This window comes from Streptomyces sp. NPDC090442, from assembly GCF_044769405.1.
Classification (GTDB): Bacteria; Actinomycetota; Actinomycetes; order Streptomycetales; family Streptomycetaceae; genus Streptomyces.
This window is the reverse complement of record NZ_JBIVXW010000021.1, coordinates 1-24326: the sequence shown is the minus strand read 5'-3', so window position 1 is coordinate 24326 and position 24326 is coordinate 1. Positions and strand designations below refer to the sequence as shown.

Below are 24326 nucleotides of genomic sequence, written 5' to 3'. Positions count from 1 at the left end.
TGGCAGAGCCTTCATTCTCCCTCATCCACAGCCGTGCGGAAGGCCCGGGTGGATTCGGGAGGCCGTCACACACCCGTCATGATGGCCCGGACGACGGGAGTTCTTTTTGCCCCTCAGCCCCGCCCCGCGCGCCGCCGCACGGGCCGCCCTGTCTGCCCTGGCCGCCCTGGGCCTGACGGCGTGTTCGAGCATCCCCTTCACCTCCGCTCCGTCCCCGGGGGCGTCGCCGTCGCCGGCCGCGGCGACGGCCGCGCTGCACCGCCTGGTCGCCGACGGCGCCCCCGGCGCGGCCTCGTTGGTCACCCGGGGCGGCCACCTGGCCGCGTCGCGGTTCGCCGCGGCCGGCGTCGCCGATCTGCGCAACGGCCGGAAGATGCGCCGGCCGGACCACTTCCGGGCGGGCAGCCTCACCAAGACCCTGGTCGCCACGGTGGTCCTGCAACTCGTCGGCGAGGGCCGGCTGTCGCTGGACGACCGGGCCGCCGACCACCTGCCGCCCGGCGTGCCGCGCTCGGGACCGCACGACGGGAGCGACCTGCGCCGGGTGACGGTCCGCCAACTGCTGGACCACACGAGCGGCCTGTTCAACTACACCGACGACCCCCGCCTCGCCACCGAGCTGTCCGGCACCGGCTTCCCCGCCCACCGCTACGACCGCTACACCGCGACCGAGCTGCTGCGAATCGCGCTCACCCACCCCCTGAGCGCCGCCCCCGGCACCGCCTACGCCTACTCCAACACCAACTACCTGGTCCTCGGCCTGGTCATCCGGGCCGTCACCGGGCACCCGTACGCCGAGGAGGTGCGCCGCCGCATCCTGGTCCCGTTCGGCCTGCGCGACACCTCGTTCCCCGGCAACAGCCCCGCGCTGCCCACCCCGCACGGGCGCGGCTACTCCCGGATCGACGGCCACCGGGTGGACAGCACCGCCTTCGACCCCAGCCGGGCCGGCGCCGCCGGCGAGATGATCACCACCCTCGGCGACCTCAACCGGTTCTTCGCCGCACTGCTCGGCGGCAGGCTCCTGGCACCCCGCCAGATGTCCGAACTGCGCAGCGAGAAGGCCACCGACGGCGCCTACGGCATGGGCCTCTACGCCACCCGCCTGCCCTGCGGCGTGACGGTCTGGGGCCACAACGGCGACATCAGCGGCTCCTACGCGCAGACCGCCAGCACCGCCGACGGCCGCCACCTGGTCAGCTACCGGGTCAACACCGACACCCCGGCCGGCCACACCGACGGCACCGCCGTCCTGACCGCCGAGTTCTGCCCGTCCCGCACCGCCCGGACCCGCCACTCCTGAAAACCGCCCGCTACGACAGCGGCACGATGTCCGGCGCGCCCAACCGGGCCGCGTCCGCCGTCAGATCGTCCGGCTGACGCTGCGACTCGCGCTCCGCCTCCACCCTCTTCTGGTAGTGCGCGACCTCCTTCTCGATCTGCGCGCTGTCCCACCCCAGGGCCGGCGCCATCAGCTCGGCGGCCTCCCTGGCGCTGCGGGTGCCGCGGTCGAAGGTCTCGATGGAGATCCGGGTGCGCCGGGTCAACACGTCGTCGAGGTGCCGGGCGCCCTCGTGCGTGCAGGCGTAGACGACCTCGGCACGCAGGTAGTCGTCGGCGGCGGCCAGCGGCCGGCCCAACGTGGGGTCGGCGACCACCAGTTGCAACAGTTCCTCGGTCAGTGAGCCGTACCGGTTCAGCAGATGCTCTATACGGGCCACGTGCAGCCCGGTACGGGCCGCGATCCGGGCCCGCGCGTTCCACAGCGCCCGGTAGCCCTCCGCGCCGGCCAGTGGCACGTCCTCGGTGACGCACTCCGCGACCCGGGCGTCCAGCCCGTGCACCGCCTCGTCCACCGCGTCCTTGGCCATCACCCGGTACGTGGTGTACTTGCCGCCCGCGATGACCACCAGACCGGGCACCGGGTGCGCGACGGTGTGCTCCCGCGACAGCTTGCTGGTGGCGTCCGACTCGCCGGCCAGCAGCGGCCGCAGCCCGGCGTAGACGCCCTGCACGTCGTCCCGGGTCAACGGGGTGGCCAGCACCGTGTTCACGTGCTCCAGCAGGTAGTCGATGTCGGCGCTGGAGGCCGCCGGGTGCGCCTTGTCCAGGTCCCAGTCGGTGTCCGTGGTGCCGATGATCCAGTGCCGCCCCCAGGGGATGACGAACAGCACGCTCTTCTCCGTGCGCAGGATCAGCCCGGTCGTCGAGTGGATCCGGTCCTTGGGGACGACCAGGTGAATGCCCTTGGAGGCGCGGACGTGGAACTGGCCGCGCTCCCCGATGAGCGCCTGGGTGTCATCGGTCCACACGCCGGTCGCGTTGACGATCTGTCGGGCCCGGATCTCGTGCTCCGCCCCGCTCTCGACGTCCTGCACCCGCGCGCCGACCACCCGCTCGCCCTCGCGCAGGAACCCCACCACCCGCGCCCGGTTGGCGACTTGGGCCCCGTAGGCGGCCGCGGTCCGCACCAGGGTGGTGACGTAGCGCGCGTCGTCCATCTGCGCGTCGTAGTACTGCAACGCGCCCACCAGCGCGTCCTTCTTCAGGCAGGGCGCCACCCGCAGCGCCCGGCGGTGCGAGAGGTGCCGGTGGACGGGCAGCCCCCGGCCGTGCCCGGAGGAGACCGACATCCCGTCGTACAGCGCCACCCCGGAGCCCGCGTAGAGGCGCTCCCAGCCCCGGTGCTGCAGCGGGTACAGGAACGGCACCGGCTTGACCAGATGCGGCGCCAGCCGCTGGAGCAGCAGCCCGCGCTCCTTCAGCGCCTCCCGCACCAGCGCGAAGTCCAACATCTCCAAGTACCGCAGGCCGCCGTGGATGAGCTTGCTCGACCGGCTGGAGGTGCCCGACGCCCAGTCCCGGGCCTCGACGAGCCCGGTGTCCAGCCCGCGGGTCGCGGCGTCCAGTGCCGTACCGGCGCCGACGACCCCGCCGCCGACCACCAGGACGTCCAGTTCTCGCTCCGCCATCTGGGTGAGTGCCTTGGCGCGCTGCGCCGGTCCGAGTGTCGCTGTCTTCACCACTGCCTCCCGCTGTGATTCGGAGCCGGACCCCCGTCCGTCGATTCTGTCCGCGCCTGGTTCCGGCAACCACCGTCCGCTCGTGGTGGCAACACCCGGCCACCTTGATCCACCAATACCCATTCTGGGTCAAATATCCGCTTAGTCTACTTATGACCTTTTGGTATCCGGCTCGCCCTCCCGCCGGCCCGGACACCGGGAGGCCACCGCGCAGGGACCTGAAACCATCGCTCGGGAAGGACGGCCGCAGCATGCCCGCAGACCTCGCCGTCATCGGCCTCGGACACCTGGGGCTCCCCCTCGCCCAGGCCGCCACCGCCGCCGGCCTGGCCACCCTCGGCTACGACCCCGACCCCCGCGCGGCCGCCCTGGCCGGCGCCGGCGGCCCGCTCTCCGCCGCCGAGATCCGCCGCCTGCTCGCCGCCGGCTTCCGCACCACCACCGACCCCGCCGCCCTCGGCCGGGTCCGCACCGCCGTCCTGTGCGCCCCCACCCCGCCCGGCGAGGACCGCACCCCGGACCTGACCGCCCTCGCCGAGGCCGCCCGCACCCTGGCCGCCCGGCTGCGCCCGCACACCACCGTCATCCTGGAATCGGCCGGACACCCGGGCACCACCGAGGAGTTCCTGCGCCCGCTGCTGGAGGCCGGCTCCGGCCTCACCGCCGGCCGCGACTTCCACCTCGCCTGCTCCCCCGCCCGCCACGACCCCGGCAACCGCACCCACCTCTACCGCAACACCCCCAAGGTCATCGGCGGCCTCACCCCCGCCTGCACCGAGGCCGCCGCCGCCTTCTACGGCCGCCTCACCGACAAGGTCGTCCGCGCCCGCGGCCCCCGCGAGGCCGAGACCGCCCACCTGCTGGAGACCAACTACCGGCACATCAACATCGCCCTGATGAACGAGATGGCGGTCTACTGCCACGAGATCGGCGTCGACCTGTGGGACGTCATCCGCTGCGCCGAGACCAAGCCGTTCGGCTTCCAGTCCTTCCGCCCCGGCCCCGGCGTCGGCGGCCACGCCGCCCCCCTCCACCCCAACCACCCCGCCGGCCACGGCAGTTCGCCCCGCTCACCGCTCCGCATGGTGGAACTCGCCCAGGAGATCAACGGCCGGATGCCCGCCTACGTCATCCAGCGCTGCACCACCCTCCTCAACGAACACGGCAAGTCCGCCCGCGGCGCCCGCATCCTCCTCCTCGGCGTCACCTACAAGCCCGACCTCGCCGACCTCACCGGCACCCCCGCCCACGAGGTCGCCGCCCGCCTCCGCCGCCTCGGCGCCCACCTCAGCTACCACGACCCCCACGTCCCCCACTGGGACGTCGCCGGCCGCCCCGTCCCCCGCGCCGACTCCCTCTACGAGGCCGCCGCCGACGCCGACCTCACGGTGCTCCTCCAACCCCACCGCACCTACGACCTCCAGGGCCTGGCCGTCAAGGCCCAACTCCTCCTGGACACCCGAGGCGCCACCCCCACCGGCGCCGCCCACCGCCTCTGACGCCCCCACACCGGGGAGCAACGACAAAGCCCGGCCGCGCAACGCGCAGCCGGGCTTCCACCTCTCCCCCGCCCCAACACCCCTTCGCCGAAGGCGAATCGAGCACCCTCACGGCGGGAGGGCCGAGATCGGGGGGCGACTACCGCCGCGGAGCGACGGTCACCTCAACCCGCTGGAACTCCTTGAGCTCCGAGTACCCCGTCGTCGCCATCGCCCGCCGCAGCGCCCCGAAGAAGTTCATCGTCCCGTCCGGCGTCGTCGACGGCCCGCACAGGATCTCCTCCGTCGTGCCGACCGCACCGAGGTCGACCCGCTTGCCGCGCGGCACGTCCTCGTGGACCGCCTCCATGCCCCAGTGGTGGCCGCGGCCCGGTGCGTCCGTCGCCCGCGCCAGCGGCGAGCCCATCATCACCGCGTCCGCGCCGCAGGCGATCGCCTTCGGCAGGTCGCCGGAGTAGCCCACGCCGCCGTCGGCGATCACGTGCACGTACCGGCCGCCGGACTCGTCCATGTAGTCCCGGCGGGCGGCCGCGACGTCGGCCACCGCGGTCGCCATCGGCACCTGGATGCCCAGCACGTTCCGCGTCGTGTGCGCGGCCCCGCCGCCGAAGCCGACCAGCACGCCCGCCGCGCCGGTCCGCATCAGGTGCAGCGCCGCGGTGTACGTCGCGCAACCGCCGACGATCACCGGCACGTCCAGCTCGTAGATGAACTGCTTGAGGTTCAGCGGCTCGGCGGCGCTGGAGACGTGCTCGGCGGAGACCGTCGTCCCGCGGATCACGAAGATGTCCACACCCGCGTCCACGACCGCCTTGGAGAACTGCGCGGTGCGCTGCGGGGAGAGCGCCGCGGCGGTGACCACACCGGCCTCGCGCACCTCCTTGATCCGCTGCCCGATCAGCTCCTCCTTGATCGGCGCGGCGTAGATCTCCTGGAGCCGCTTGGTGGCGGTGGCGCCGTCCAGCTCCGCGATCTCCGCCAGCAACGGCTCGGGGTCCTCGTAACGGGTCCACAGCCCTTCGAGGTTGAGCACGCCGAGGCCGCCCAGCTCACCGATGCGGATCGCGGTCTGCGGCGAGACCACCGAGTCCATCGGAGCCGCCAGGAACGGCAGCTCGAAGCGGTAGGCATCGATCTGCCAGGCGATCGAGACCTCCTTCGGGTCGCGGGTGCGCCGACTGGGTACCACGGCGATGTCGTCGAACGCGTATGCCCGGCGGCCGCGCTTGCCGCGCCCGATCTCGATCTCAGTCACTGGTTCTGCCTTCCTACGGATACGCCCCCAGTATCCCCGACGGGGAAGACCGGGGGCGCATCCGGCCGGCACTCCCTTACGGGGAGCCGTTCAGCTCCGCGCGTAGTTCGGGGCCTCGGTGACCATCTGGACGTCGTGCGGGTGGCTCTCCTTCAGGCCCGCCGCGGTGATCCGCACGAACTGGCCCTTCTCCTTGAGCTCGGGGATGTCGGCGGAGCCCACGTAGCCCATGGAGGCCCGCAGACCGCCGACGAGCTGGTGCGCGACCGACGACAGCGGACCGCGGTAGGGCACCTGGCCCTCGATGCCCTCCGGCACCAGCTTGTCCTCGGACAGCACGTTGTCCTGGAAGTAGCGGTCCTTCGAGAACGACCGCGCCTGGCCGCGGGACTGCATCGCACCCAGCGAGCCCATGCCCCGGTACGACTTGAACTGCTTGCCGTTGACGAAGACCATCTCGCCCGGCGACTCCTCGCAGCCGGCCAGCAGCGAGCCCAGCATCACGGTGTCCGCGCCCGCCGCGATCGCCTTGGCGATGTCGCCGGAGAACTGCAGACCACCGTCGCCGATCAGCGGCACGTCCGCCGCGTGGCACGCCTTCGCGGCCTCGTAGATCGCGGTGACCTGCGGGACGCCGATGCCGGCGACCACCCGCGTGGTGCAGATCGAACCGGGGCCGACGCCGACCTTCACACCGTCCACGCCCGCGTCGATCAGCGCCTGGGCGCCGTCGCGGGTGGCGACGTTGCCGCCGACGACATCGACGTTGATGTTGGACTTGACCTTGGCGATCATGTCGAGGATGCCCCGGCTGTGACCATGCGCGCTGTCGATGACCAGGAAGTCCGCGCCCGCCTCGACCAGTGCCTGGGCCCGGTCGTACGCCGCGTCGCCGACGCCCACCGCGGCGCCGACGATCAGCCGGCCCTCGGCGTCCTTGGCCGCGTTCGGGTACTTCTCCGCCTTCACGAAGTCCTTGACCGTGATCAGGCCCTTGAGCACGCCCGCGTCGTCGACCAGCGGCAGCTTCTCGATCTTGTGGCGGCGCAGCAGCTCGATGGCGTCCTCGCCGGAGATGCCGACCTTGCCGGTGACCAGCGGCATCGGCGTCATGACCTCGCGGACCTGACGACTGCGGTCCATCTCGAAGGCCATGTCGCGGTTGGTCACGATGCCCAGCAGCTTGCCCGCGGCGTCGGTGACCGGCACCCCGCTGATCCGGAACTTCGCGCACAGCGCGTCCGCCTCCGTCAGCGGCGCGTCCGGCCGGACCGTGATCGGGTCGGTGACCATGCCGGACTCGGAGCGCTTGACCAGGTCGACCTGGTTGGCCTGGTCCTCGATCGACAGGTTGCGGTGCAGCACGCCCGCGCCACCCTGCCGCGCCATGGCGATCGCCATCCGCGCCTCGGTGACCTTGTCCATGGCGGCCGAGAGCAGCGGGATGTTCACCCGGACGTTCCGCGAGACGCGGGACGCGGTGTCCACGGCGTTCGGCAGCACCTCCGACGCACCGGGAAGCAGCAGCACATCGTCGTATGTCAGCCCGAGCATGGCGAATTTGGCGGGCATACCCTCGACGTTGTCACTCATGACACCTTCCCCAATGCTCTTGCCTCAGCGCGGACTCCCATGCTAACGGCCTTGTGGAGTGTCCTAACCCACGAGCGATGAGGGGCTCATCACCCGTACGTTCCTACGGCGACTTCCCGCCGCGCGACGGCAACGTCCACCAGGGAAAACGGCCCCGCGCCCACCGCTGCCTACTGCTCGGCCAGCGCCCGCAGCCTGCTCAGCGCCCGGTGCTGGGCGACCCGCACCGCCCCCGGCGACATCCCCAGCATCTGCCCGGTCTCCTCCGCCGTCAGCCCCACGGCCACCCGCAACAGCACCAGCTCCCGCTGGTGCTCGGGCAGATTGGCCAACAGCTTCTTGGCCCACTCGGCGTCGCTGCTCAGCAGCGCCCGCTCCTCGGGGCCCAGCGAATCGTCCGGCTGCTCGGGCATCTCGTCCGACGGCACCGCCGTACTGCCCGGGTGCCGCATCGCGGCCCGCTGCAGATCGGCGACCTTGTGACCGGCGATGGCGAAGACGAACGCCTCGAAGGGCTTCCCGGTGTCGCGGTAGCGGGGCAGTGCGCACAGCACCGCGACACAGACCTCCTGCGCCAGGTCCTCGACGAAGTGCCGGGCGTCGCCGGGCAGCCGGGAGAGCCGGGTGCGGCAGTAGCGCAGGGCGAGTGGATGCACATGGGCCAGCAGGTCATGGGTGGCCTGCCGGTCTCCTTCGACGGCGCGTGCGACGAGAGCGCCGATCTCCTGCTTCCCGTCATCGCGCATCGGACCATGGTGCCTTGACGCCACACGATCCGCGGCATCAGGTCCACGCTTGTGCACTGAAGCGTTATGCGCGGCAGGTGCGCCGGCAGTCATCTCGTGCGCCCTCCCCTCGTGCCCGACCGACCCGTCCCCGAGGAACTCCATGCCTCAAGGATGCGGCACCGCGCGGGTAATCGGGCCGCCGTGGCACCGGGCGGAGTGCGGGAAGCCATGCCGCCCCGCCCGCCACAGGGCGGGCGGGGATCTTCATTCCCCCGCATCTCTGCACGTCACGACGGTTCAGCGGACCAGGCCCCAGCGGAAGCCGAGCGCCACCGCGTGCGCCCGGTCGGACGCACCCAGTTTCTTGAACAGACGCCGCGCGTGCGTCTTGACGGTGTCCTCGGACAGGAACAACTCGCGGCCGATCTCGGCGTTGGAGCGGCCGTGACTCATGCCCTCCAGCACCTGGATCTCCCGGGCCGTGAGGGTCGGCGCGGCCCCCATCTCGGCGGACCGCAGCCGGCGCGGGGCAAGCCGCCACGTCGGATCGGCCAGCGCCTGGGTCACCGTCGCGCGCAGCTCCGCGCGCGAGGCGTCCTTGTGGAGATATCCGCGGGCACCGGCGGCGACCGCCAGCGCCACCCCGTCCAGATCCTCGGCCACGGTCAGCATGATGATCCGGGCGCCGGGATCGGCGGACAGCAGCCGGCGCACGGTCTCGACACCGCCGAGGCCGGGCATCCGCACGTCCATCAGGATCAGGTCCGAGCGATCGGCCCCCCAGCGGCGGAGAACCTCCTCGCCATTGGCCGCGGTGGTCACGCGCTCGACACCGGGTACGGTCGCAACCGCCCGTCGGAGCGCCTCTCGGGCAAGCGGGGAGTCGTCACAGACGAGGACGGATGTCATGACCGCCCTCCGCAGCTGATGCGCGTCACCTTGAGCCTCCAGGCTTGGTACGTATCGTCACCTGGGCGATCGACGAACCCCTCGGACACCTGCCCGAGGGCTACCTCTGCCAACCGCCTCCGCACACTCAACGACGGTCACTCGAAAGAGTTACGGCTTCGGCGACCGAGTTCAGCACGCTCCGTGAGGAGCCGGATACGCAGACGACTCACTGAGCTGCCGGCATCCGCGCGTGCACCCTATGCCCTATTTGGCTCTGTTTCTTCCATTTTCACGCTGACTGCGACTAGATTCGCAATGAGTCATATTTACATCTACTTAGACAGTAGATGTACCGTCGTGAGCACCGAGCCCGATACGCATCGCTTTCGAGGGGACAAGCAATGGCAGATTTCTCCCGCCTCCCGGGCCCGAACGCAGACCTCTGGGACTGGCAGTTGCTGGCCGCCTGCCGTGGCGTGGACAGCTCGCTCTTCTTCCACCCCGAGGGCGAGCGAGGAGCGGCCCGCAGCGCGCGGGAGGCGTCGGCGAAGGAGGTCTGCATGCGCTGCCCCGTGCGAGCCCAGTGCGCGGCGCATGCACTGGCCGTCCGCGAGCCCTACGGCGTCTGGGGCGGCCTCACCGAGGACGAACGCGAGGAGCTCATGGGCCGGGCCCGCCACCGCATGGTCCCGGCGAGCTCACTGCCCGGCCACGCGAGCATGCCGGGTGCCTGACCGTCACCCCGTAACAGCCAGCGAAGAAACGTTCCTGCGTAGCTCACGACCACGCACCGCGGGACCCCGCCCCTCCGGAGCCCGCGGCCGTCAGCGCCCCGGCGCCTGGGCGAGCTGGTCCAGCATCGCCCCGACCGCGGGCACATGCGCCAGATCCGGCAGCGTCAGCGCGACGATCTCGCGGTGCACGGCCGGCTCCATCCGCACCGTCGTCGCCCCCTTGGGGCGCACCGACTCCAGCGTCAGCTCGGGCAGCGCCGCGACCCCGAGACCCGCCCCGACCAGCCCGATCACCGCCGGATAGTCATCGGTGGCGAAGTCGATCCGCGGCGTGAACCCGGCCCCCTCACAAACCTCGACCAGATGCGTCCGGCAGCGCGGGCACCCCGCGATCCACGGCTCGTCGGCGAGGTCCGCGAAGCGGGCGGCACCGGCCCGCGCCAGCCGGTGACCGTCCGGCACCAGCCCGACCAGCCGGTCCGACAGGACCGGCCGGACCACCAGGTCCTCCCACTCCGCACAGGCGGACGGGTCCGCGCCGCGCACCTCCGGATACCGGAAGGCCAGCGCGATCTCGCAGTCCCCGTTGCGCAACAGCTCGATCGAGCGCGGCGGTTCGGCCTCGTCCAACGACACCCAGACCCCCGGGTGCGCGGCCCGCATCCTGGCCAACGCCGTCGGCACCAGCGTCGAGCTGCCCGACGGGAACGACACCAGCCGCACCCGCCCCGCCCGCAGCCCCGCGATGGCGGCGACCTCCTCCTCGGCCGCGGTCAGCCCGGCCAGGATGCCGGCCGCGTGCCGCACCAGCGCCCGGCCGGCCTGCGTCAGCCGCATCTCCCGCCCGGTCCGCACCAGCAGCGGCGTCCCGGCGGACTGCTCCAGGGCCTTCATCTGCTGACTGACAGCGGGCTGGGTGCAGCCCAGCTCCCGCGCGGCGGCGGAGAAGGAACCGGTCTGGGCGACGGCGCGCAGCACCCGCAGATGACGAGCTTCGATCACCCTTCAAGCATAAGCGCGCCTTGGGTACTCCGCGAAAAACGGAATGCCGGCTTTAGCTTGATGTCTTACGGTGCGGCCATGAACGCGAAGCTGCTGACCGTGAACACCGGGCGGGCCACCCCGTCCACGCACACCAACGCCGAGGGCGGAACGGGCATCGACAAGCGCCCCGTGGACGGACCCGTCGCGGTAGCCGCCCCCGGCCCCAAGGGCGTCGGCGGCAGCGGCCTCGCGGGCGACGCGGTGGTCGACCGCCGCCACCACGGCGGCGACGACCAGGCCGTCTACGCCTACGCCCGCGAGGACCTCGACGACTGGCAGCGCGAACTGGACCGCGAACTGGCCAACGGAGCGTTCGGCGAGAACCTCACCACCACCGGCATCACCGGCGCCCGCATCGGCGAACGCTGGCGGGTCGGCCCCGAGGTGCTCCTGGAGATCACCTCACCGCGCATCCCCTGCCGGACGTTCCAGAGCTGGCTGGACGAACGCGGCTGGATCAAGCGGTTCACCCAGGCCGCGGTGCCCGGCGCGTACCTGCGCGTCCTGGAGGCCGGCGAGATCCGCGCCGGCGACCCCGTACGCGTCGAGCACCGCCCCGACCACGACATCACCGTCGCGCTGATGTTCCGCGCCCTCACCACGCAACGCGACCTCCTCCCCCGCCTCCTGGAAGCGGGCGCGCCCCTCCATCAGGAGGCGCGGGCCTCGGCGACCAAGTACGCGGCGCTGGCGACGCGCTGACGCCGCGACACCTCGGTGCGACCCGCCGCCCGGCGGGTCGCACCCACGGGGCACGCTCCCGAGTTCCATCGCCCGGCGTCCAACTCCCCTACTTCGGGCCGTACTTCCGTCCCGTACGGGAGGTGAGGCCGCCGAGGACGCCGCGCGGGGCCAGCTTCACCGCGCCCATCAGGGCCTTGTAGCGCGGGTCCGGGACGGAGAGCGACTTGCCGCGCGCCAGGTCCTTCATGGCCGCGTCCACGAGCCGGTCCGCGTCGAGCCACAGCCAGCCCGGAATGTTGTCCGTCCCCATGCCGGCCCGTTGGTGGAACTCGGTCCGCACGAAGCCCGGGCACAGCGCCATCAGGCGCACCCCGCTGCCGGCCAGGTCGCGGGCCGCGCCCTGGGTGAACTGCACGACCCACGCCTTGCTCGCGCCGTACGTGCCGCGCGGGACGAACGCCGCGACCGACGCCACGTTGACCACGGCGCCGCGACGGCGCTCGCGCATCCCGCGCACGGCCGCGGTGGTCAGCCGCAACACCGCTTCACAGTGCACCTTCAGCATCGTCAACTCGTCGGCCATCGGGACTTCGAGGTACTCGCCCTTGTTGCCGAACCCGGCGTTGTTGACCAGCAGGTCCACCGGGTGCTTCGGGTCCGCCAAACGGGCCTCGACGGCGGCGATCCCGTCCTCGGTCGCGAGGTCGGCGCTCAGCACCTCCGCCTCGATCCCGTGCCGGTCGTGCAGTTCGGTGGCCTGTTCCCGCAGCCGCTTCTCGTCGCGCGCCACCAGCACCACGCTGTGCCCGTCACTCGCGAGACGGCGGGCGAATGCGGCGCCGATGCCGGCTGTTGCTCCTGTGATCAGTGCAGTCGTCATACCGGAACGGTAGCGGGGCCGACGGACTTCCCACGCTCGCGGCCACCGTGGCGTTCGCCTTCCGCCGGGCCCGGCCGGTGGGTGGCCGCGGGCCGTGGCGGCGGGGTGGGTGGGGTGGTTCGTGGCCGCCTCGCGCTGTTGGCTTTCCGTGCCGTGGTGGCTGGGGTCGTCCGCCTCCCCTCGGTGGGTGGGGTCGGAGGGGCTGTCCCGGCACCCGTCCTCGGTGCGGGCACCTCTGGTCAGTCACCTGAAAAATGCCCGGGAGTTCGCTCCAGATCCTGCGGGCGGGCTCCGGGACATCCCCTCCGCCCCGGCACCGTGGGCGGCTACCCCGCCGTCTCGGCCGGGGTCGGCTACGCGGGTGCGCCCGCTGGGGCGGCGTCGCCGACCGCGGTCCGTTGGCCGCCCGCCTCCTCCTTTCCCCTCCTCACTTCCTCACTTCCTCACTGTGCGGGCATATCCCCAACGCCCCCACCACTCCTCACCCACCGATTACAATCCGTAACGGAACGTGGAACTCCCCGCAGCCTCGCGTTCGTTGCCGGATAAGAGGAGGCGGCGGCGAGCAAGGCAGTGGACCACGCCCGGCACGGTGGGGCGAGAGAGGAGTCGCGGGATGCGTCCGGACGTGCTTTTGGCCATGGGGCCGGGGATCGCGGGAAGACTGCTCGGGGAGGCGCAGCGGGCCCGGTTGGAGGGGCTGGCCAGGACGGATTGCCAGCTTGTGGCGCACGAGTTGGCCGCGACGGGGCCCGAGGTAGCCGCTGCTCTCGCCGAGGCCGAGGTGTTGCTGACCTGCTGGGGCGCCCCGCCGCTCACGGCGGAGGTGCTTACCGCGGCGCCCCGACTGCGGGCGGTCGTGCACGCGGCCGGATCCGTCAAGCAGCTTGTGACGACGGCCTGTTGGGAGCGGGGCATCGCGGTCAGCTCGGCGGCGGCCGTCAACGCGTTGCCGGTGGCCGAGTACACCCTCGCCGCCATCCTGTTCGCGAACAAGCGCGTGCTGCACACCGCCCACCGCTACCGCGCCCTGCGCGGCCGGCCCCACGACTGGCTGCGCGAGCTGGACGGCGCCGGCAACCACGGCCGCACCGTCGGCATCGTCGGCGCCTCCCGCATAGGCCGCCGGGTCGTTGAATTGCTACGCCCGTTCGCGCTGCGGGTGTTGTTGTTCGACCCGTATGTGGACGACGAGGAGGCGGGGCGGTTGGGCGTGCGCCGCGTTCCGTTGGCGGAGTTGTGCGCGGGGAGCGACGTGGTGAGCGTGCACGCCCCGGAGGTGCCCGCGACCCGGCACCTGATCGGCGCGCGCGAGCTGGCCCTGATGCCCGACGGGGCGACACTGATCAACACCTCGCGCGGCTCGCTGATCGACGAGGCGGCGCTGGTGGCGGAGGTCTCCAGCGGGCGGATCGCCGCGGTGTTGGACGTCACCGAGCCCGAACTGCCGCCCGCGGACTCGCCGTTGTACGCCTTGCCGAACGTGCTGCTCACCCCACACATCGCCGGTTCGCTGGGCACCGAGCTGCACCGGATGGCCGACCACGCCCTGGACGAGTTGGAGCGGTACGGGAAGGGGCTGCCGTTCGCGACCCCGGTGCGACGGGAGGAGCTGGACCACTCGGCCTGACGAGCCGTCGCGCGTCGACGGGCCGTCACGCGTCATCACGAGTCGTAACGATTCATGATGAGTTGTGATGAAGCGTCATGAGATGTCGCGAGCCCGACAAGGCGCCCCTGCTGTTCAGGCCAAGGCTCGATGACATGGCCCTGGCCGCAAGGGCCTGACCACAAGGACTCGAATCCGGCGGCAACTTGGCTGGCGGAGAACCTGGCGGGAGACCTGGAAGGGGAGGCCGGGTGAGAACCTGCCCGGATCCGGACGGGGCCCGGGTGGGAACCGGACAGAGGCCGAGAGCCAGCAGGCCATCGGTGGGCCCGGAGAACGGGCGAGGCCCGGCCCCCCGGTGAGTGGGGGCCGGGCCTCGGGTGCCGGCGTGGGCGTGGCCGGCGGGTGTGCGCGAGGTGTTAGTGCGCGTGGCCGTGACCGTGGCCGGCGGCCGGGGCCTCTTCCTCTTCCTTCTTCTCGACGACCAGGGTCTCGGTCGTGAGCAGCAGGGAGGCGATGGAGGCGGCGTTCTCCAGGGCGGAGCGGGTGACCTTGACCGGGTCGATGACGCCGGCCTTGACCAGGTCGCCGTACTCGCCGGTGGCGGCGTTGAAGCCGTTGCCCTTGTCGAGCTCGGCCACCTTGGAGGTGATCACGTAGCCCTCAAGGCCGGCGTTCTCGGCGATCCAGCGCAGCGGCTCGACGGCGGCGCGGCGGACCACGGCGACACCGGTGGCCTCGTCGCCGTCCTTGCCGAGGTTGCCCTCCAGGACCTTGACGGCGTGGACGAGGGCGGAGCCACCACCGGAGACGATGCCCTCCTCGACCGCGGCGCGGGTCGCGGAGATGGCGTCCTCCAGGCGGTGCTTCTTCTCCTTGAGCTCGACCTCGGTGGCCGCACCGACGCGGATCACGCAGACGCCGCCGGCCAGCTTGGCGAGGCGCTCCTGGAGCTTCTCGCGGTCCCAGTCGGAGTCGGTGGCCTCGATCTCGGCCTTGATCTGGGCGACGCGGCCCTGGACGTCCTCGCTGTTGCCGCCACCGTCGACGATGGTGGTGTCGTCCTTGGTGACGGTCACGCGGCGGGCGGTGCCGAGCACGTCCAGGCCGACCTGGTCCAGCTTGAGGCCGACCTCTTCGGCGACGACGGTGCCGCCGGTGAGGGTGGCCATGTCGCCGAGCATCGCCTTGCGGCGGTCACCGAAGCCGGGGGCCTTGACGGCCACCGCGTTGAAGGTGCCGCGGATCTTGTTGACGACGAGGGTGGAGAGCGCCTCGCCCTCGACGTCCTCGGCGATGATCAGCAGCGGCTTGGAGGCGCCGGCCTGGATGATCTTCTCCAGCAGCGGGAGCAGGTCCTGGATGGAGGAGATCTTGCCCTGGTGGATCAGGATGTAGGGGTCGTCGAGGACGGCCTCCATGCGCTCCTGGTCGGTGACCATGTACGGCGAGAGGTAGCCCTTGTCGAAGGCCATGCCCTCGGTGAAGTCCAGCTCCAGGCCGAAGGTGTTGGACTCCTCGACGGTGATCACGCCGTCCTTGCCGACCTTGTCCATCGCCTCGGCGATGAGCTCGCCGACCTGGGCGTCCTGGGCGGACAGCGCGGCCACGGCGGCGATGTCGGACTTGTCGTCGATCGGGCGGGCGGTCGCCAGCAGGTCGTCGGAGACGGCCTTGACGGCGGCGTCGATGCCCTTCTTCAGGGCGGCGGGAGAGGCACCCGCGGCGACGTTGCGCAGACCCTCGCGGACCAGCGCCTGGGCCAGCACGGTGGCGGTGGTGGTGCCGTCACCCGCGATGTCGTTGGTCTTGGTCGCCACCTCCTTGACGAGCTGGGCGCCGAGGTTCTCGTACGCGTCCTCGACCTCGACCTCGCGGGCGATGGTGACGCCGTCGTTGGTGATGGTCGGGGCGCCGAACTTCTTGTCGATCACGACGTTGCGACCCTTGGGGCCGATGGTGACCTTGACCGTGTCGGCCAGCTTGTTGACGCCGCGCTCAAGGGCGCGACGGGCGTCCTCGTCGAACTTCAGGATCTTCGCCATGGGTGCTTCAAGTCCTCTCGTTGCGATCGTCGGCCTCGCCGCCGTGACCGCTCTCGCGAAAACGAACTGCGCCCCTGCCCCGGTCGGTGAGAACGCGGGAACCAGGGGCGCAGATCAGGGCAATTCCGGGTGACTTACTTCTCGACGATCGCGAGCACGTCGCGTGCCGAGAGGACGAGGTACTCCTCGCCGCTGTACTTCACCTCGGTGCCGCCGTACTTGCTGTAGAGAACGACGTCGCCGACCTTGACGTCGAGCTCGACGCGCTTACCGTCCTCGAAGCGACCCGGACCGATCGCCAGGACGACGCCCTCCTGGGGCTTCTCCTTCGCGGTGTCCGGAATGACCAGGCCCGAGGCCGTGGTCTGCTCGGCGTCGAGCGGCTGGACCACAATGCGGTCCTCAAGCGGCTTGATGGCAACCTTGGAGCTGGCGGTCGTCACGATCCGACCTCCCCCTTCGGAGATCTCACGGGGTTAACTGTCTGAGGTGGCGACCAGGTGGATCCGTCGTCGCGGGTGCCGGACCTGCCCGTCGCTGTGTTGGCACTCTCCGTCGGGGAGTGCCAACGCTGAGACTATGACGCCGTTAGCACTCGGTCAAGCGGAGTGCCAGCGCGGCGGAGACGCGTACCGTGTCTGCTGCCGGTCGGCCGGGCGTGGAGTCGGACACACCTTCCCGCTCGGCCGCAACCAGGCCCGTGGCTGCCCCGTCTTGTCCCCGGGACCGCTGACACCGGGCCGCGACCCGGCCGCCCTGCGGCCCTGACCCATCGATGGCGGAGGAACCGTGCGTGGACTGACCAGCGCTCCCCGGGATTCCGGGGGACCGGAGAGCGACGCCGAACGCACCATGACGTTCGCCGCGCTGGCCCAGGCCCCGAACCGTCGGCGGACCGAGGGCTGGCTGCTGGGCTTTGTGGTGCTCATCACCGTCTTCGGCTACGCCTACACCGAGTTGTCCATGAAGGGGCAGCTCCCCGGCGGGCTGGCCGGCTTCGCGGTGAGCATGTTCTTCATCGCGCTGGTGCCGCACCTGGTCGTCCGCCGGTTCGCGCCGCGCGCCGATCCGCTGATCCTGCCGTTGGCGACCATGCTGACCGGGATCGGGCTGGTGCTGCTGCACCGGCTGGACATCACCTACGCGGAGAAACCCCGGCTGAAGATCGCGCAGGCGGCGACCGGGCAGTTGGTGTGGACGGTGATCGGGGTCGCGGTCTGCATCGTGATCCTGATGGTGCTGCGCGACCACCGGCTCCTGCAGCGCTACATCTATCTGACGATGGCCGTGGCGCTGGTGCTGTTGATGGCGCCGGCGTTCTTCGGCGCGGACCAGTTCGGCGCCAAGCGCTGGATCATGCTCGGGCCGCTGTCGATGCAGCCCGGCGAGTTCGTGAAGATCATGATCGTGGTGTTCTTCGCGGGCTATCTCACAGTGAACCGCGATGCGTTGGCGCTGTCCGGGCGCCGGGTGATGGGCATGCAGCTGCCGCCGGGCCGGCAGCTCGGGCCGATCTTCACGATCTGGGTGATCAGCCTGCTGGTGCTGGTCTTCGAGCGCGACCTGGGCACCTCGCTGATCTTCTTCGGCGTTTTCGTGATCATGCTTTACATGGCCACCGAGCGCACCAGTTGGGTGGTCTGCGGTCTGCTGATGGCCGTCGTCGGCGCCGCCGTCGTCGGCTCGACCGAACCGCACGTCAAGGGCCGTGTGATGGCCTGGCTGCACCCGATGGACATCTTCCTGCCGGAGAACAAGCGACCGCCGGGCCTGATCTCCGACCAGGCCGCCCAGGCGCTGTTCAGCTTCGGCAGCGGCGGGATCGGCGGCACCGGGCTGGGCCAGGGCCACCCCGAGCTGATCGGCTTCGCCGGCAACAGCGACTTCATCCTCACCACCGTCGGCGAGGAGCTGGGCCTGGCCGGGGTGATGGCCGTGCTGCTGCTCTACGGGCTGCTGGCCCAGCGCGGCCTGCGGGTGGGGCTGACCGCCCGCGACCCGTTCGGCAAGCTGCTGGCCGTCGGCCTCGCCGGTGCGCTGCTGCTCCAGGTCTTCGTCGTCACCGGCGGCGTCACCGGGCTGATCCCGCTGACCGGTAAGGCCCTGCCGTTCCTCGCCAAGGGCGGTTCGTCACTGGTCGCGAACTGGGTGATGGTGGCGGTGCTGCTACGGGTCAGCGACAGCGCCCAGCGGCGCCGGGAGCCGGTCCGTCCGGCCCCGGAGCGGCCGGACGCGGACGCCACCCAACGGGTGCCGCGGATCACCGGGAACGAACCCGGGGCCTGACGACGCCACGACCGCCCACGTGCCGGCCAGCGGACCATCCGCGGGCCGGCACGCGTGCGTGGCCCACAATGGTGCCGATGACCGACCTCGACACCTTCTCCGCACTGCTCGCCCCCGAGGGGCAGCAACTCCTGGCCGCCCTGCGGGACTACGACCCGGCGGACGAGCTGGCGACCGCCACCCGGCTCCGCCGCGACCACCCCGCCCCGCTGGTCTCCGCCGCGCTCGGGCAGGCCCGGCTGCGGCAGCGGGCGGCCGCGAAGTTCGGCGCGGACGCCGCACGGATGTACTTCACGCCCAACGGGGTCGAGCAGTCCACCCGCGCCCCGGTGGCCGCCCACCGCGCCGCCCGGCTCGCCGCGCTGGGCGTGCGGACCCTGGCGGACCTGTGCTGCGGGATCGGCGGCGACGCGCTGGCGTCGGCCCGGGCCGGGGTCCGGGTGCTGGCCGTGGACCGCGACCCGCTGGCCTGCGCGGCGGCCCGGGCCAACGCCGAGGCGCTGGGCCTGGCGGACCTGATCGAGGTGCGGTGCGCGGACGTCACGGAGGTCGACACCGCCGGGTACGACGCGGTGTTCGTGGACCCGGCGCGGCGTACCAAGGCGCCGACAAGAGGGGCGGCGCGCAGCGCCTCGGCCAGGGGTGGCGGCTGGGCGACGGGTGGCCGCGTCTTCGACCCGGAGGCGTACTCGCCGCCGCTGTCCTGGGCGATCGGCGCGGCCCGCACGGCGCCGTTCGCGGCGTTGAAGATCGCGCCGGGGGTGCCGCACGAGGCGCTGCCCGAGGACGCCGAGACGGAGTGGATCTCCGACGCGGGGGACGTGAAGGAGGCCGTCCTGTGGTTCGGTACCGGTCGGGGCGGCGTCCGCCGCGCCACCCTGCTGCCCGCCGGGGACTCCCTGGTCGGCGCCGGTCTGCCCGATCCCGAGCCGGGGAGGGTCGGCGACTGGCTCTACGAGCCGGACGGCGCGGTCATCCGCGCCCACCTGGTCGCGGACGTCGCCGAGCAGGTCGACGGCCGGCTGATCGACCCGACGATCGCCTATGTGACCGCGGACCGACTGGTGCCGACGCCGTACGCGACCGCCTACGCCATCACCGACGTGCTGCCGTTCAACGTCAAGAAGCTCAAGGCGCTGCTGCGGGAGCGCGGGGTGGGCGTCGCGGTGATCAAGAAGCGCGGTTCCGCGGTGGAGCCCGAGGAGCTGCGCCGGAAGCTCAAGTTGGCCGGGCCGCACTCCTGCACGGTCTTCCTCACCCGCGTCGCGGGGGCGCCCACGATGCTGCTGGGGCACCCGGCGGCCGAGGGCGCCTGACCGGCCCGGCGGCCGCTCAGCCCAGGTCGGTCAACTCCTCGGCGTAGACGCGGGAGAGCGGCTGCGGGCCCACGTACTGCTGGCAGCTGCACTGCCGGGCCTCGTAGCGGACCGGCTTCTTCGCGGCGTCCCAGGCGACGGCGGCCTCGACCGTCTCGTGGCAGCGGCCCTGCTTGTCGTGCTTGGCGAGGTGGTGCTCGCAGCCGCACACCGGGGCCGGCGGCTGGTCCGCGGCCTCCAGCGCCAGCCGGTCTTCCCGCCGGGCCTCGATGAGGTCCAACTTGCGCTGGTGGCGCGTCTTCAGCGCCCTGCGGATCGTGCCGCTCGCCGCGGAGCCGGCGTAGACCGCCGGTCCGGCCAGCATGAAGAGATACCACCAGTTCACCGCGCGCCCCCGCTTCCCCGTGCGTGCCCCGGGCGCTTCCCCCCGCGCCCGACCACCAGGATACGGGCCGCGCCCGGGCCCCAACGGGCGCCGGGCGCCTAGGAGTACAGGTTGTCCTTGCTCAACTCGTGGAAGTGGTCGTGGTCATGGCCGTGACCGTGGTCGTGGCCGTCCGGGGCCGGGACGTGGGGCTCGGTGACCGGCAGCGAGGAGTCCGCGGAGAGCTCCCAGGCGGAGGCCGGGCGGTTGCGGGCCACCATCTCGGCTCCCAGGGCCGCGACCATCGCCCCGTTGTCGGTGCACAACTTGGGCCGCGGCACCCGCAGTCGGATGCCGGCGTCCTCGCAGCGGCGCTCGGCCATCGCCCGCAGCCGGGAGTTGGCCGCCACCCCGCCGCCGATCATCAGGTGGTCCACGCCGTTGTCCTTGCAGGCCCGCACGGCCTTACGGGTCAGCACGTCGACGACCGCCTCCTGGAACGACGCCGAGACGTCCGCCACCGGGACCTCCTCCCCGGCCGCCCGCTTGGCCTCGATCCAACGGGCCACCGCGGTCTTCAGGCCGGAGAAGGAGAAGTCGTAGCGCGGGTCGCGGGGGCCGGTCAGCCCGCGCGGGAAGCGGATCGCCTCCGGGTCGCCCTCGCGCGCGTAGCGGTCGATGACCGGGCCGCCGGGGAAGCCGAGGTGGAGCACCCGCGCCACCTTGTCGAACGCCTCGCCGGCCGCGTCGTCGATGGTCGAGCCGAGCGGGCGGACGTCGGAGGTGATGTCCGGGGCCAGCAGCAGCGAGGAGTGGCCGCCGCTGACCAGCAGCGCCATCGTCGGCTCCGGCAGCGGGCCGTGCTCCAGCTGGTCGACGCAGATGTGCGAGGCGAGGTGGTTGACGCCGTAGAGCGGCTTGCCCAGCGCGTAGGCGTACGCCTTGGCGGCCGAGACGCCCACCAGCAGCGCGCCGGCCAGGCCGGGGCCCGCGGTGACCGCGATGCCGTCCAGGTCGGAGGCGGCCACCCCGGCCTCCTTCAGGGCGCGCTGGATGGTGGGGACCATCGCCTCCAGGTGCGCGCGGGAGGCCACCTCGGGCACCACACCGCCGAAGCGGGCGTGCTCGTCGACGCTGGAGGCGACCACGTCGGCGAGCAGGGTGTGACCGCGGACGATGCCGACGCCGGTCTCGTCGCAGGAGGTCTCGATGCCGAGGACGAGCGGTCCGCCGCGGGAGTCAGCCATGTTCACGTTCCTTGTACGGAGGGTGCTTCGGAGGAGGTCTGGGAGGGGCGGCGCATCACCAGTGCGTCGACGTTGCCGGGTTGGTAGTAGCCGCGGCGGAAGCCGATCGGCTCGAAGCCGAAGCGCTCGTAGAGGCGCTGGGCGCGGGCGTTGTCGACCCGCACCTCCAGCAGCACCTCGTGGCACTCGAAGGCGGTGGCGGCGCCCAGCAGCGCGGCCAGCAGCCGGCCGCCGAGGCCGGTGCCCCACTGGTCGCGGGCGGTGGCGATGGTCTGGACGTCGCCGGTGCCGTCGATCGCGGCCAGGCCGCCGTAGCCGACGATCCGGGCCGGCCCCCCGCCCGACCACCGCCCCTGACCGACACCGCTACGCGGCGGCTCCGTCACCTCGGCGACGAGATAGCGGCGGGTGGCCAACGGGCCGCGGGCGTGGGCGAGTTCGGACCAGAACATCCCCGGCGACCAGGCGTCCTCGGGGAACAGGTCGCGCTCCAGCTCCAGCACGCCGGGCAGGTCCCACCACCGCATCTCCCGCAGTGCGGCGGGGGATGCGGTCACGGCCGCGTCCGCGGGACCGCTCACTTCGGGGTGACCACCTTGTAGTTGGCGGGCACCTGGGCGTCGGGGCGGCGCAGGTACAGCGGGCGCGGCGGCAGCAGCTCCTCGCCGGCGGCCAGCTTGGCGGCGGCCAGTTCGGCGAGCGCGGCGGCGGACTGGTGCGCGGGGCCGTCCCGGTGGACGCCGGTGAAGACGGTGTCGTAGAGCAGCGCGCCGGCGCCGACGGCCGGGACGCCGGCGACCTGCTCGGCGATGTCGGCGGGGCGGTCGACGGCGGGGTCGGTCAGCCGCGTCCGCGCGTCCGCGTAGCGGGCCCAGTAGACCTCCTTGCGGCGGGCGTCGGTGGCCACGACGAACGGCTCGGTCAGGCCCGAGGCGTGGGCGATGCCGTCCAGCGAGCACAGGCCGTGGACGGGGACGTCCAGCGCCGCCCCGAAGGTGGTGGCGGTCACCAGCCCCACCCGCAGCCCGGTGTACGGGCCGGGGCCCACGCCGACGACGATGTCGGTGACCTCGGCCAGCTTGTGCCCGGCCTCGGCCAGCACCCGGTCGACGGCGGGCAACAGCAGTTCGCCGTGCCGGCGGGCGTCCACCTCGCCGGCGGCGGCGAGGGTGCGGGAGCCGTCGTGGAGCGCGACGGTGACGGCGGGGGTGGCGGTGTCAAGAGCTAGCAGCAGCACGCCTTAAAGACTACGGCGCGGCCGGCGGTGCCCGTTCCGGTGCTACCGTCGGTCCCCAGCCAGCCCAGTCAGCCCAAGCCCACAGCCTGCCCGTTCGCGGGCGGGAGCGTACGGAAAGGTGGCACCGCGGTGCCCGCTAAGAGCAGCACGATCGTCACCGGTCTCACCGCGGCCGCCCTGGTCGTGATCGGCCTGCTCGGTTACCAGGCGTCCGCCGCCGCATCCGGCCCGCTCGCTCCGGTACGGGGCGACGCGAAGGCCGCCGCCCACCAGCCGGCCGCCGACGACCAGCACGACAAGAAGGACAAGCCGCCGGCCCCGGCGCCCGTCCCGGAGCAGTCCGGCACCGGCAAGCGCGTGGTCTACGCGCTGGGCGCCAAGCGGGTCTGGCTGGTCGGCGCGGACGGCACCGCGCAGCGGACGTTCACGGTCGCGCCGAGCGCGGTGAGCCCGACGCCGGGGACGTACCCGGTCACCTCGCGTTCGGTGAGCGTGACCGGCTCGGACGGGGTGGCGATCGAGCACGTGGTGCGGTTCGCCGCCGTGAACGGCGTGGTCATCGGCTTCAGCGCGGCGGTCGACGGCTCGACGCCCGCGGCGACCGGCCCGAACGCGAAGAAGACCGGCGGCATCCGGGAGTCGCGCGAGGACGGCGCGGCGCTGTGGGACTTCGCACTGCGCGGCGTGCAGGTCGTCGTCGTTCCCTAGTCGTTCGCCGGGGGCCGCGGGCCGCGTCCGCCGACCGCCCTGCGGGCCCCGCTCGCTTCGCCCCTACGGACTACGCGGCGTCGCGCCCCGGAGTGGACGGGGCGGACGCCTGCCCACCGCTTTCCCCCGCATCGCTCCGTTCGCCCGCTTTCTCCTTTTCCGCACGCGGCCCCTCCGCGATCTCCGGCGGCGTGGAGACGGCGGTGGCCGCGGCACAGGCCGCGAGCAGTTCGTTCATCGTCGGCGCCGCGCGGCGCGCATCCGGCTCGGCGCGCCCGGCCGCCGGGGTGGGGGCGGACTGGTGGGGGGACATGGACGCCTCCCGGGCTCCTGGGGCAAGCGACTGGGGTCAGGCTCTACTTAGGTACACCTAACCAGGGCTCTCACACCCATGTGACCATGCCCGGCACCCGCCGCGCAACATCTTGCCGACGGCTTGTCGGAAACTACCGGGCCGGCTGGCCCGATCAAGCGCCCTTCGGGCCCGCCCGTCAGCAGATCTCCAGCTCGGGAAGGCCGGCGTCCGCCCAGCGCGCGCCGATCCCGGTGACCGTCACCTCGCGGACGTCGTCCGCGTCCTCCTCCGGGTGCCCCACCAGCCCACCGGGGGCGTCGGCGCCCACGGCCCGCCCGATGACGACGTGCAGCCGGTCCTCCGACAGCTCCTCGACCTTGCCGTCGCCCCACTCGACGACCACCACCGACTCCGGCAGCGAGACGTCGAGGTCCAGGTCCTCCATCTCGTCCAGGCCGCCGCCGAGCCGGTACGCGTCGACGTGCACCAGCGCCGGGCCACCGGTGAGCGACGGGTGCACCCGGGCGATGACGAAGGTCGGCGAGGTCACGGCGCCCCGCACACCCAGGGCCTCGCCCAGGCCGCGGGTGAGCGTCGTCTTCCCCGCGCCCAGCTCGCCGGTGAGCAGCACCAGATCGCCGGGGCGCAGCAACGGCGCCAACCGGCGGCCCAACTCCTGCATCTGCTCGGGGGACTTGACGGTTACGCGGGCAGTCGCGGCAGTGGTGCTCATGCCGCAAATGGTACGGCCCGGACGGGGCGGGGGCCCGCGTCCGCGCCCTAGGGCGCTTCCGACGGATCTCCGTGGAGGAAGGAGCGGCGTCTGGTGCGTGCGATCGCAAGGCGCCGGGATGTCTTCATAGCGGAGCTATGGGGACATTTCGGCAA

At 72.3% G+C, this 24326-nt stretch carries 23 protein-coding genes; 8 read left to right on the top strand and 15 right to left on the bottom strand.

Annotated elements, in window-relative coordinates:
• The first annotated feature begins 106 nt into the window (after positions 1-106).
• Positions 107-1303: a serine hydrolase domain-containing protein gene (locus ACIQU6_RS16960; RefSeq protein ID WP_403482396.1), complete on the top strand. Its 1197-nt coding sequence runs from the start codon at positions 107-109 to the stop codon at positions 1301-1303.
• Between the two features lie 10 nt (positions 1304-1313).
• On the opposite strand, the gene ACIQU6_RS16955 is transcribed toward ACIQU6_RS16960, so the two are convergent.
• Positions 1314-3023, bottom strand: coding sequence for a glycerol-3-phosphate dehydrogenase/oxidase (locus ACIQU6_RS16955; protein ID WP_403482395.1), 1710 nt, complete (start codon positions 3021-3023; stop codon positions 1314-1316).
• 251 nt (positions 3024-3274) lie between these two features.
• Between ACIQU6_RS16955 and ACIQU6_RS16950 the strand changes: the two genes are divergently transcribed.
• On the top strand, positions 3275-4522 hold the full coding sequence (locus ACIQU6_RS16950; protein ID WP_403482394.1) for a nucleotide sugar dehydrogenase: 1248 nt from the start codon (positions 3275-3277) through the stop codon (positions 4520-4522).
• A 139-nt stretch (positions 4523-4661) separates the two neighbouring features.
• Here the strand turns inward: ACIQU6_RS16950 and ACIQU6_RS16945 are convergent, their stop codons facing one another.
• From ACIQU6_RS16945 to ACIQU6_RS16930, 4 genes are all read right to left on the bottom strand, one after another.
• Entirely contained in the window at positions 4662-5777 is a 1116-nt protein-coding gene (locus ACIQU6_RS16945) for a GuaB3 family IMP dehydrogenase-related protein (protein WP_039635462.1), read from the bottom strand.
• A gap of 90 nt (positions 5778-5867) precedes the next feature.
• Positions 5868-7370 (bottom strand): IMP dehydrogenase, encoded by a 1503-nt coding sequence (gene guaB / locus ACIQU6_RS16940; RefSeq protein ID WP_376566775.1) that lies wholly within the window; start codon positions 7368-7370, stop codon positions 5868-5870.
• 170 nt (positions 7371-7540) lie between these two features.
• On the bottom strand, positions 7541-8116 hold the full coding sequence (locus ACIQU6_RS16935) for a sigma-70 family RNA polymerase sigma factor (RefSeq protein ID WP_274915114.1): 576 nt from the start codon (positions 8114-8116) through the stop codon (positions 7541-7543).
• 279 nt (positions 8117-8395) lie between these two features.
• On the bottom strand, positions 8396-9007 hold the full coding sequence (locus tag ACIQU6_RS16930; RefSeq protein WP_003948568.1) for a response regulator transcription factor: 612 nt from the start codon (positions 9005-9007) through the stop codon (positions 8396-8398).
• Between the two features lie 383 nt (positions 9008-9390).
• On the opposite strand from ACIQU6_RS16930, the gene ACIQU6_RS16925 reads away from it, so the two are divergent.
• Positions 9391-9723 (top strand): WhiB family transcriptional regulator, encoded by a 333-nt coding sequence (locus ACIQU6_RS16925; protein WP_016571318.1) that lies wholly within the window; start codon positions 9391-9393, stop codon positions 9721-9723.
• Between the two features lie 90 nt (positions 9724-9813).
• On the opposite strand, the gene ACIQU6_RS16920 is transcribed toward ACIQU6_RS16925, so the two are convergent.
• On the bottom strand, positions 9814-10725 hold the full coding sequence (locus ACIQU6_RS16920; protein WP_403482393.1) for a LysR family transcriptional regulator: 912 nt from the start codon (positions 10723-10725) through the stop codon (positions 9814-9816).
• Between the two features lie 78 nt (positions 10726-10803).
• Here ACIQU6_RS16920 and ACIQU6_RS16915 point away from each other — a divergent pair, with 78 nt between their 5' ends.
• Entirely contained in the window at positions 10804-11469 is a 666-nt protein-coding gene (locus ACIQU6_RS16915; RefSeq protein WP_403482392.1) for an MOSC domain-containing protein, read from the top strand.
• An 88-nt stretch (positions 11470-11557) separates the two neighbouring features.
• Here ACIQU6_RS16915 and ACIQU6_RS16910 read toward each other — a convergent pair whose 3' ends face one another.
• The gene (locus ACIQU6_RS16910; protein WP_403482391.1) at positions 11558-12331 is read right to left on the bottom strand and encodes an SDR family NAD(P)-dependent oxidoreductase; all 774 of its coding nucleotides are present in this window, start codon (positions 12329-12331) and stop codon (positions 11558-11560) included.
• A gap of 616 nt (positions 12332-12947) precedes the next feature.
• Here ACIQU6_RS16910 and ACIQU6_RS16905 point away from each other — a divergent pair.
• Entirely contained in the window at positions 12948-13961 is a 1014-nt protein-coding gene (locus tag ACIQU6_RS16905) for a hydroxyacid dehydrogenase (RefSeq protein WP_403482390.1), read from the top strand.
• Positions 13962-14359: 398 nt separating this feature from the next.
• On the opposite strand, the gene groL is transcribed toward ACIQU6_RS16905, so the two are convergent.
• Positions 14360-15985: a chaperonin GroEL gene (groL, locus tag ACIQU6_RS16900; RefSeq protein ID WP_403482389.1), complete on the bottom strand. Its 1626-nt coding sequence runs from the start codon at positions 15983-15985 to the stop codon at positions 14360-14362.
• A gap of 134 nt (positions 15986-16119) precedes the next feature.
• Positions 16120-16428: a co-chaperone GroES gene (gene groES / locus ACIQU6_RS16895; protein ID WP_016571324.1), complete on the bottom strand. Its 309-nt coding sequence runs from the start codon at positions 16426-16428 to the stop codon at positions 16120-16122.
• Positions 16429-16837: 409 nt separating this feature from the next.
• Between groES and ACIQU6_RS16890 the strand changes: the two genes are divergently transcribed.
• Positions 16838-18271 (top strand): FtsW/RodA/SpoVE family cell cycle protein, encoded by a 1434-nt coding sequence (locus ACIQU6_RS16890; RefSeq protein WP_403482465.1) that lies wholly within the window; start codon positions 16838-16840, stop codon positions 18269-18271.
• A gap of 68 nt (positions 18272-18339) precedes the next feature.
• Positions 18340-19587 (top strand): methyltransferase domain-containing protein, encoded by a 1248-nt coding sequence (locus ACIQU6_RS16885; RefSeq protein ID WP_403482388.1) that lies wholly within the window; start codon positions 18340-18342, stop codon positions 19585-19587.
• Positions 19588-19603: 16 nt separating this feature from the next.
• Here ACIQU6_RS16885 and ACIQU6_RS16880 read toward each other — a convergent pair whose 3' ends face one another.
• From ACIQU6_RS16880 to tsaB, 4 genes are all read right to left on the bottom strand, one after another.
• A complete protein-coding gene (locus tag ACIQU6_RS16880) occupies positions 19604-19972 on the bottom strand; it encodes a hypothetical protein (protein WP_403482387.1) in 369 nt (122 codons plus the stop codon).
• 98 nt (positions 19973-20070) lie between these two features.
• A complete protein-coding gene (gene tsaD, locus ACIQU6_RS16875; RefSeq protein ID WP_403482386.1) occupies positions 20071-21198 on the bottom strand; it encodes a tRNA (adenosine(37)-N6)-threonylcarbamoyltransferase complex transferase subunit TsaD in 1128 nt (375 codons plus the stop codon).
• 2 nt (positions 21199-21200) lie between these two features.
• On the bottom strand, positions 21201-21725 hold the full coding sequence (locus ACIQU6_RS16870) for a GNAT family N-acetyltransferase (RefSeq protein ID WP_403482464.1): 525 nt from the start codon (positions 21723-21725) through the stop codon (positions 21201-21203).
• 50 nt (positions 21726-21775) lie between these two features.
• Positions 21776-22435, bottom strand: a complete 660-nt coding sequence (tsaB, locus tag ACIQU6_RS16865; RefSeq protein WP_403482385.1) for a tRNA (adenosine(37)-N6)-threonylcarbamoyltransferase complex dimerization subunit type 1 TsaB — start codon at positions 22433-22435, stop codon at positions 21776-21778.
• Between the two features lie 129 nt (positions 22436-22564).
• Here tsaB and ACIQU6_RS16860 point away from each other — a divergent pair, with 129 nt between their 5' ends.
• Positions 22565-23143, top strand: coding sequence for a hypothetical protein (locus ACIQU6_RS16860; protein ID WP_403482384.1), 579 nt, complete (start codon positions 22565-22567; stop codon positions 23141-23143).
• A 70-nt stretch (positions 23144-23213) separates the two neighbouring features.
• On the opposite strand, the gene ACIQU6_RS16855 is transcribed toward ACIQU6_RS16860, so the two are convergent.
• Both ACIQU6_RS16855 and tsaE read right to left on the bottom strand, forming a co-directional pair.
• Positions 23214-23456 carry a hypothetical protein gene (locus ACIQU6_RS16855; protein WP_403482383.1) on the bottom strand — a complete coding sequence of 81 codons (243 nt, stop codon included), beginning with the start codon at positions 23454-23456 and terminating at the stop codon, positions 23214-23216.
• Between the two features lie 178 nt (positions 23457-23634).
• The gene (tsaE, locus tag ACIQU6_RS16850) at positions 23635-24171 is read right to left on the bottom strand and encodes a tRNA (adenosine(37)-N6)-threonylcarbamoyltransferase complex ATPase subunit type 1 TsaE (RefSeq protein WP_403482382.1); all 537 of its coding nucleotides are present in this window, start codon (positions 24169-24171) and stop codon (positions 23635-23637) included.
• Positions 24172-24326: the final 155 nt, after the last annotated feature.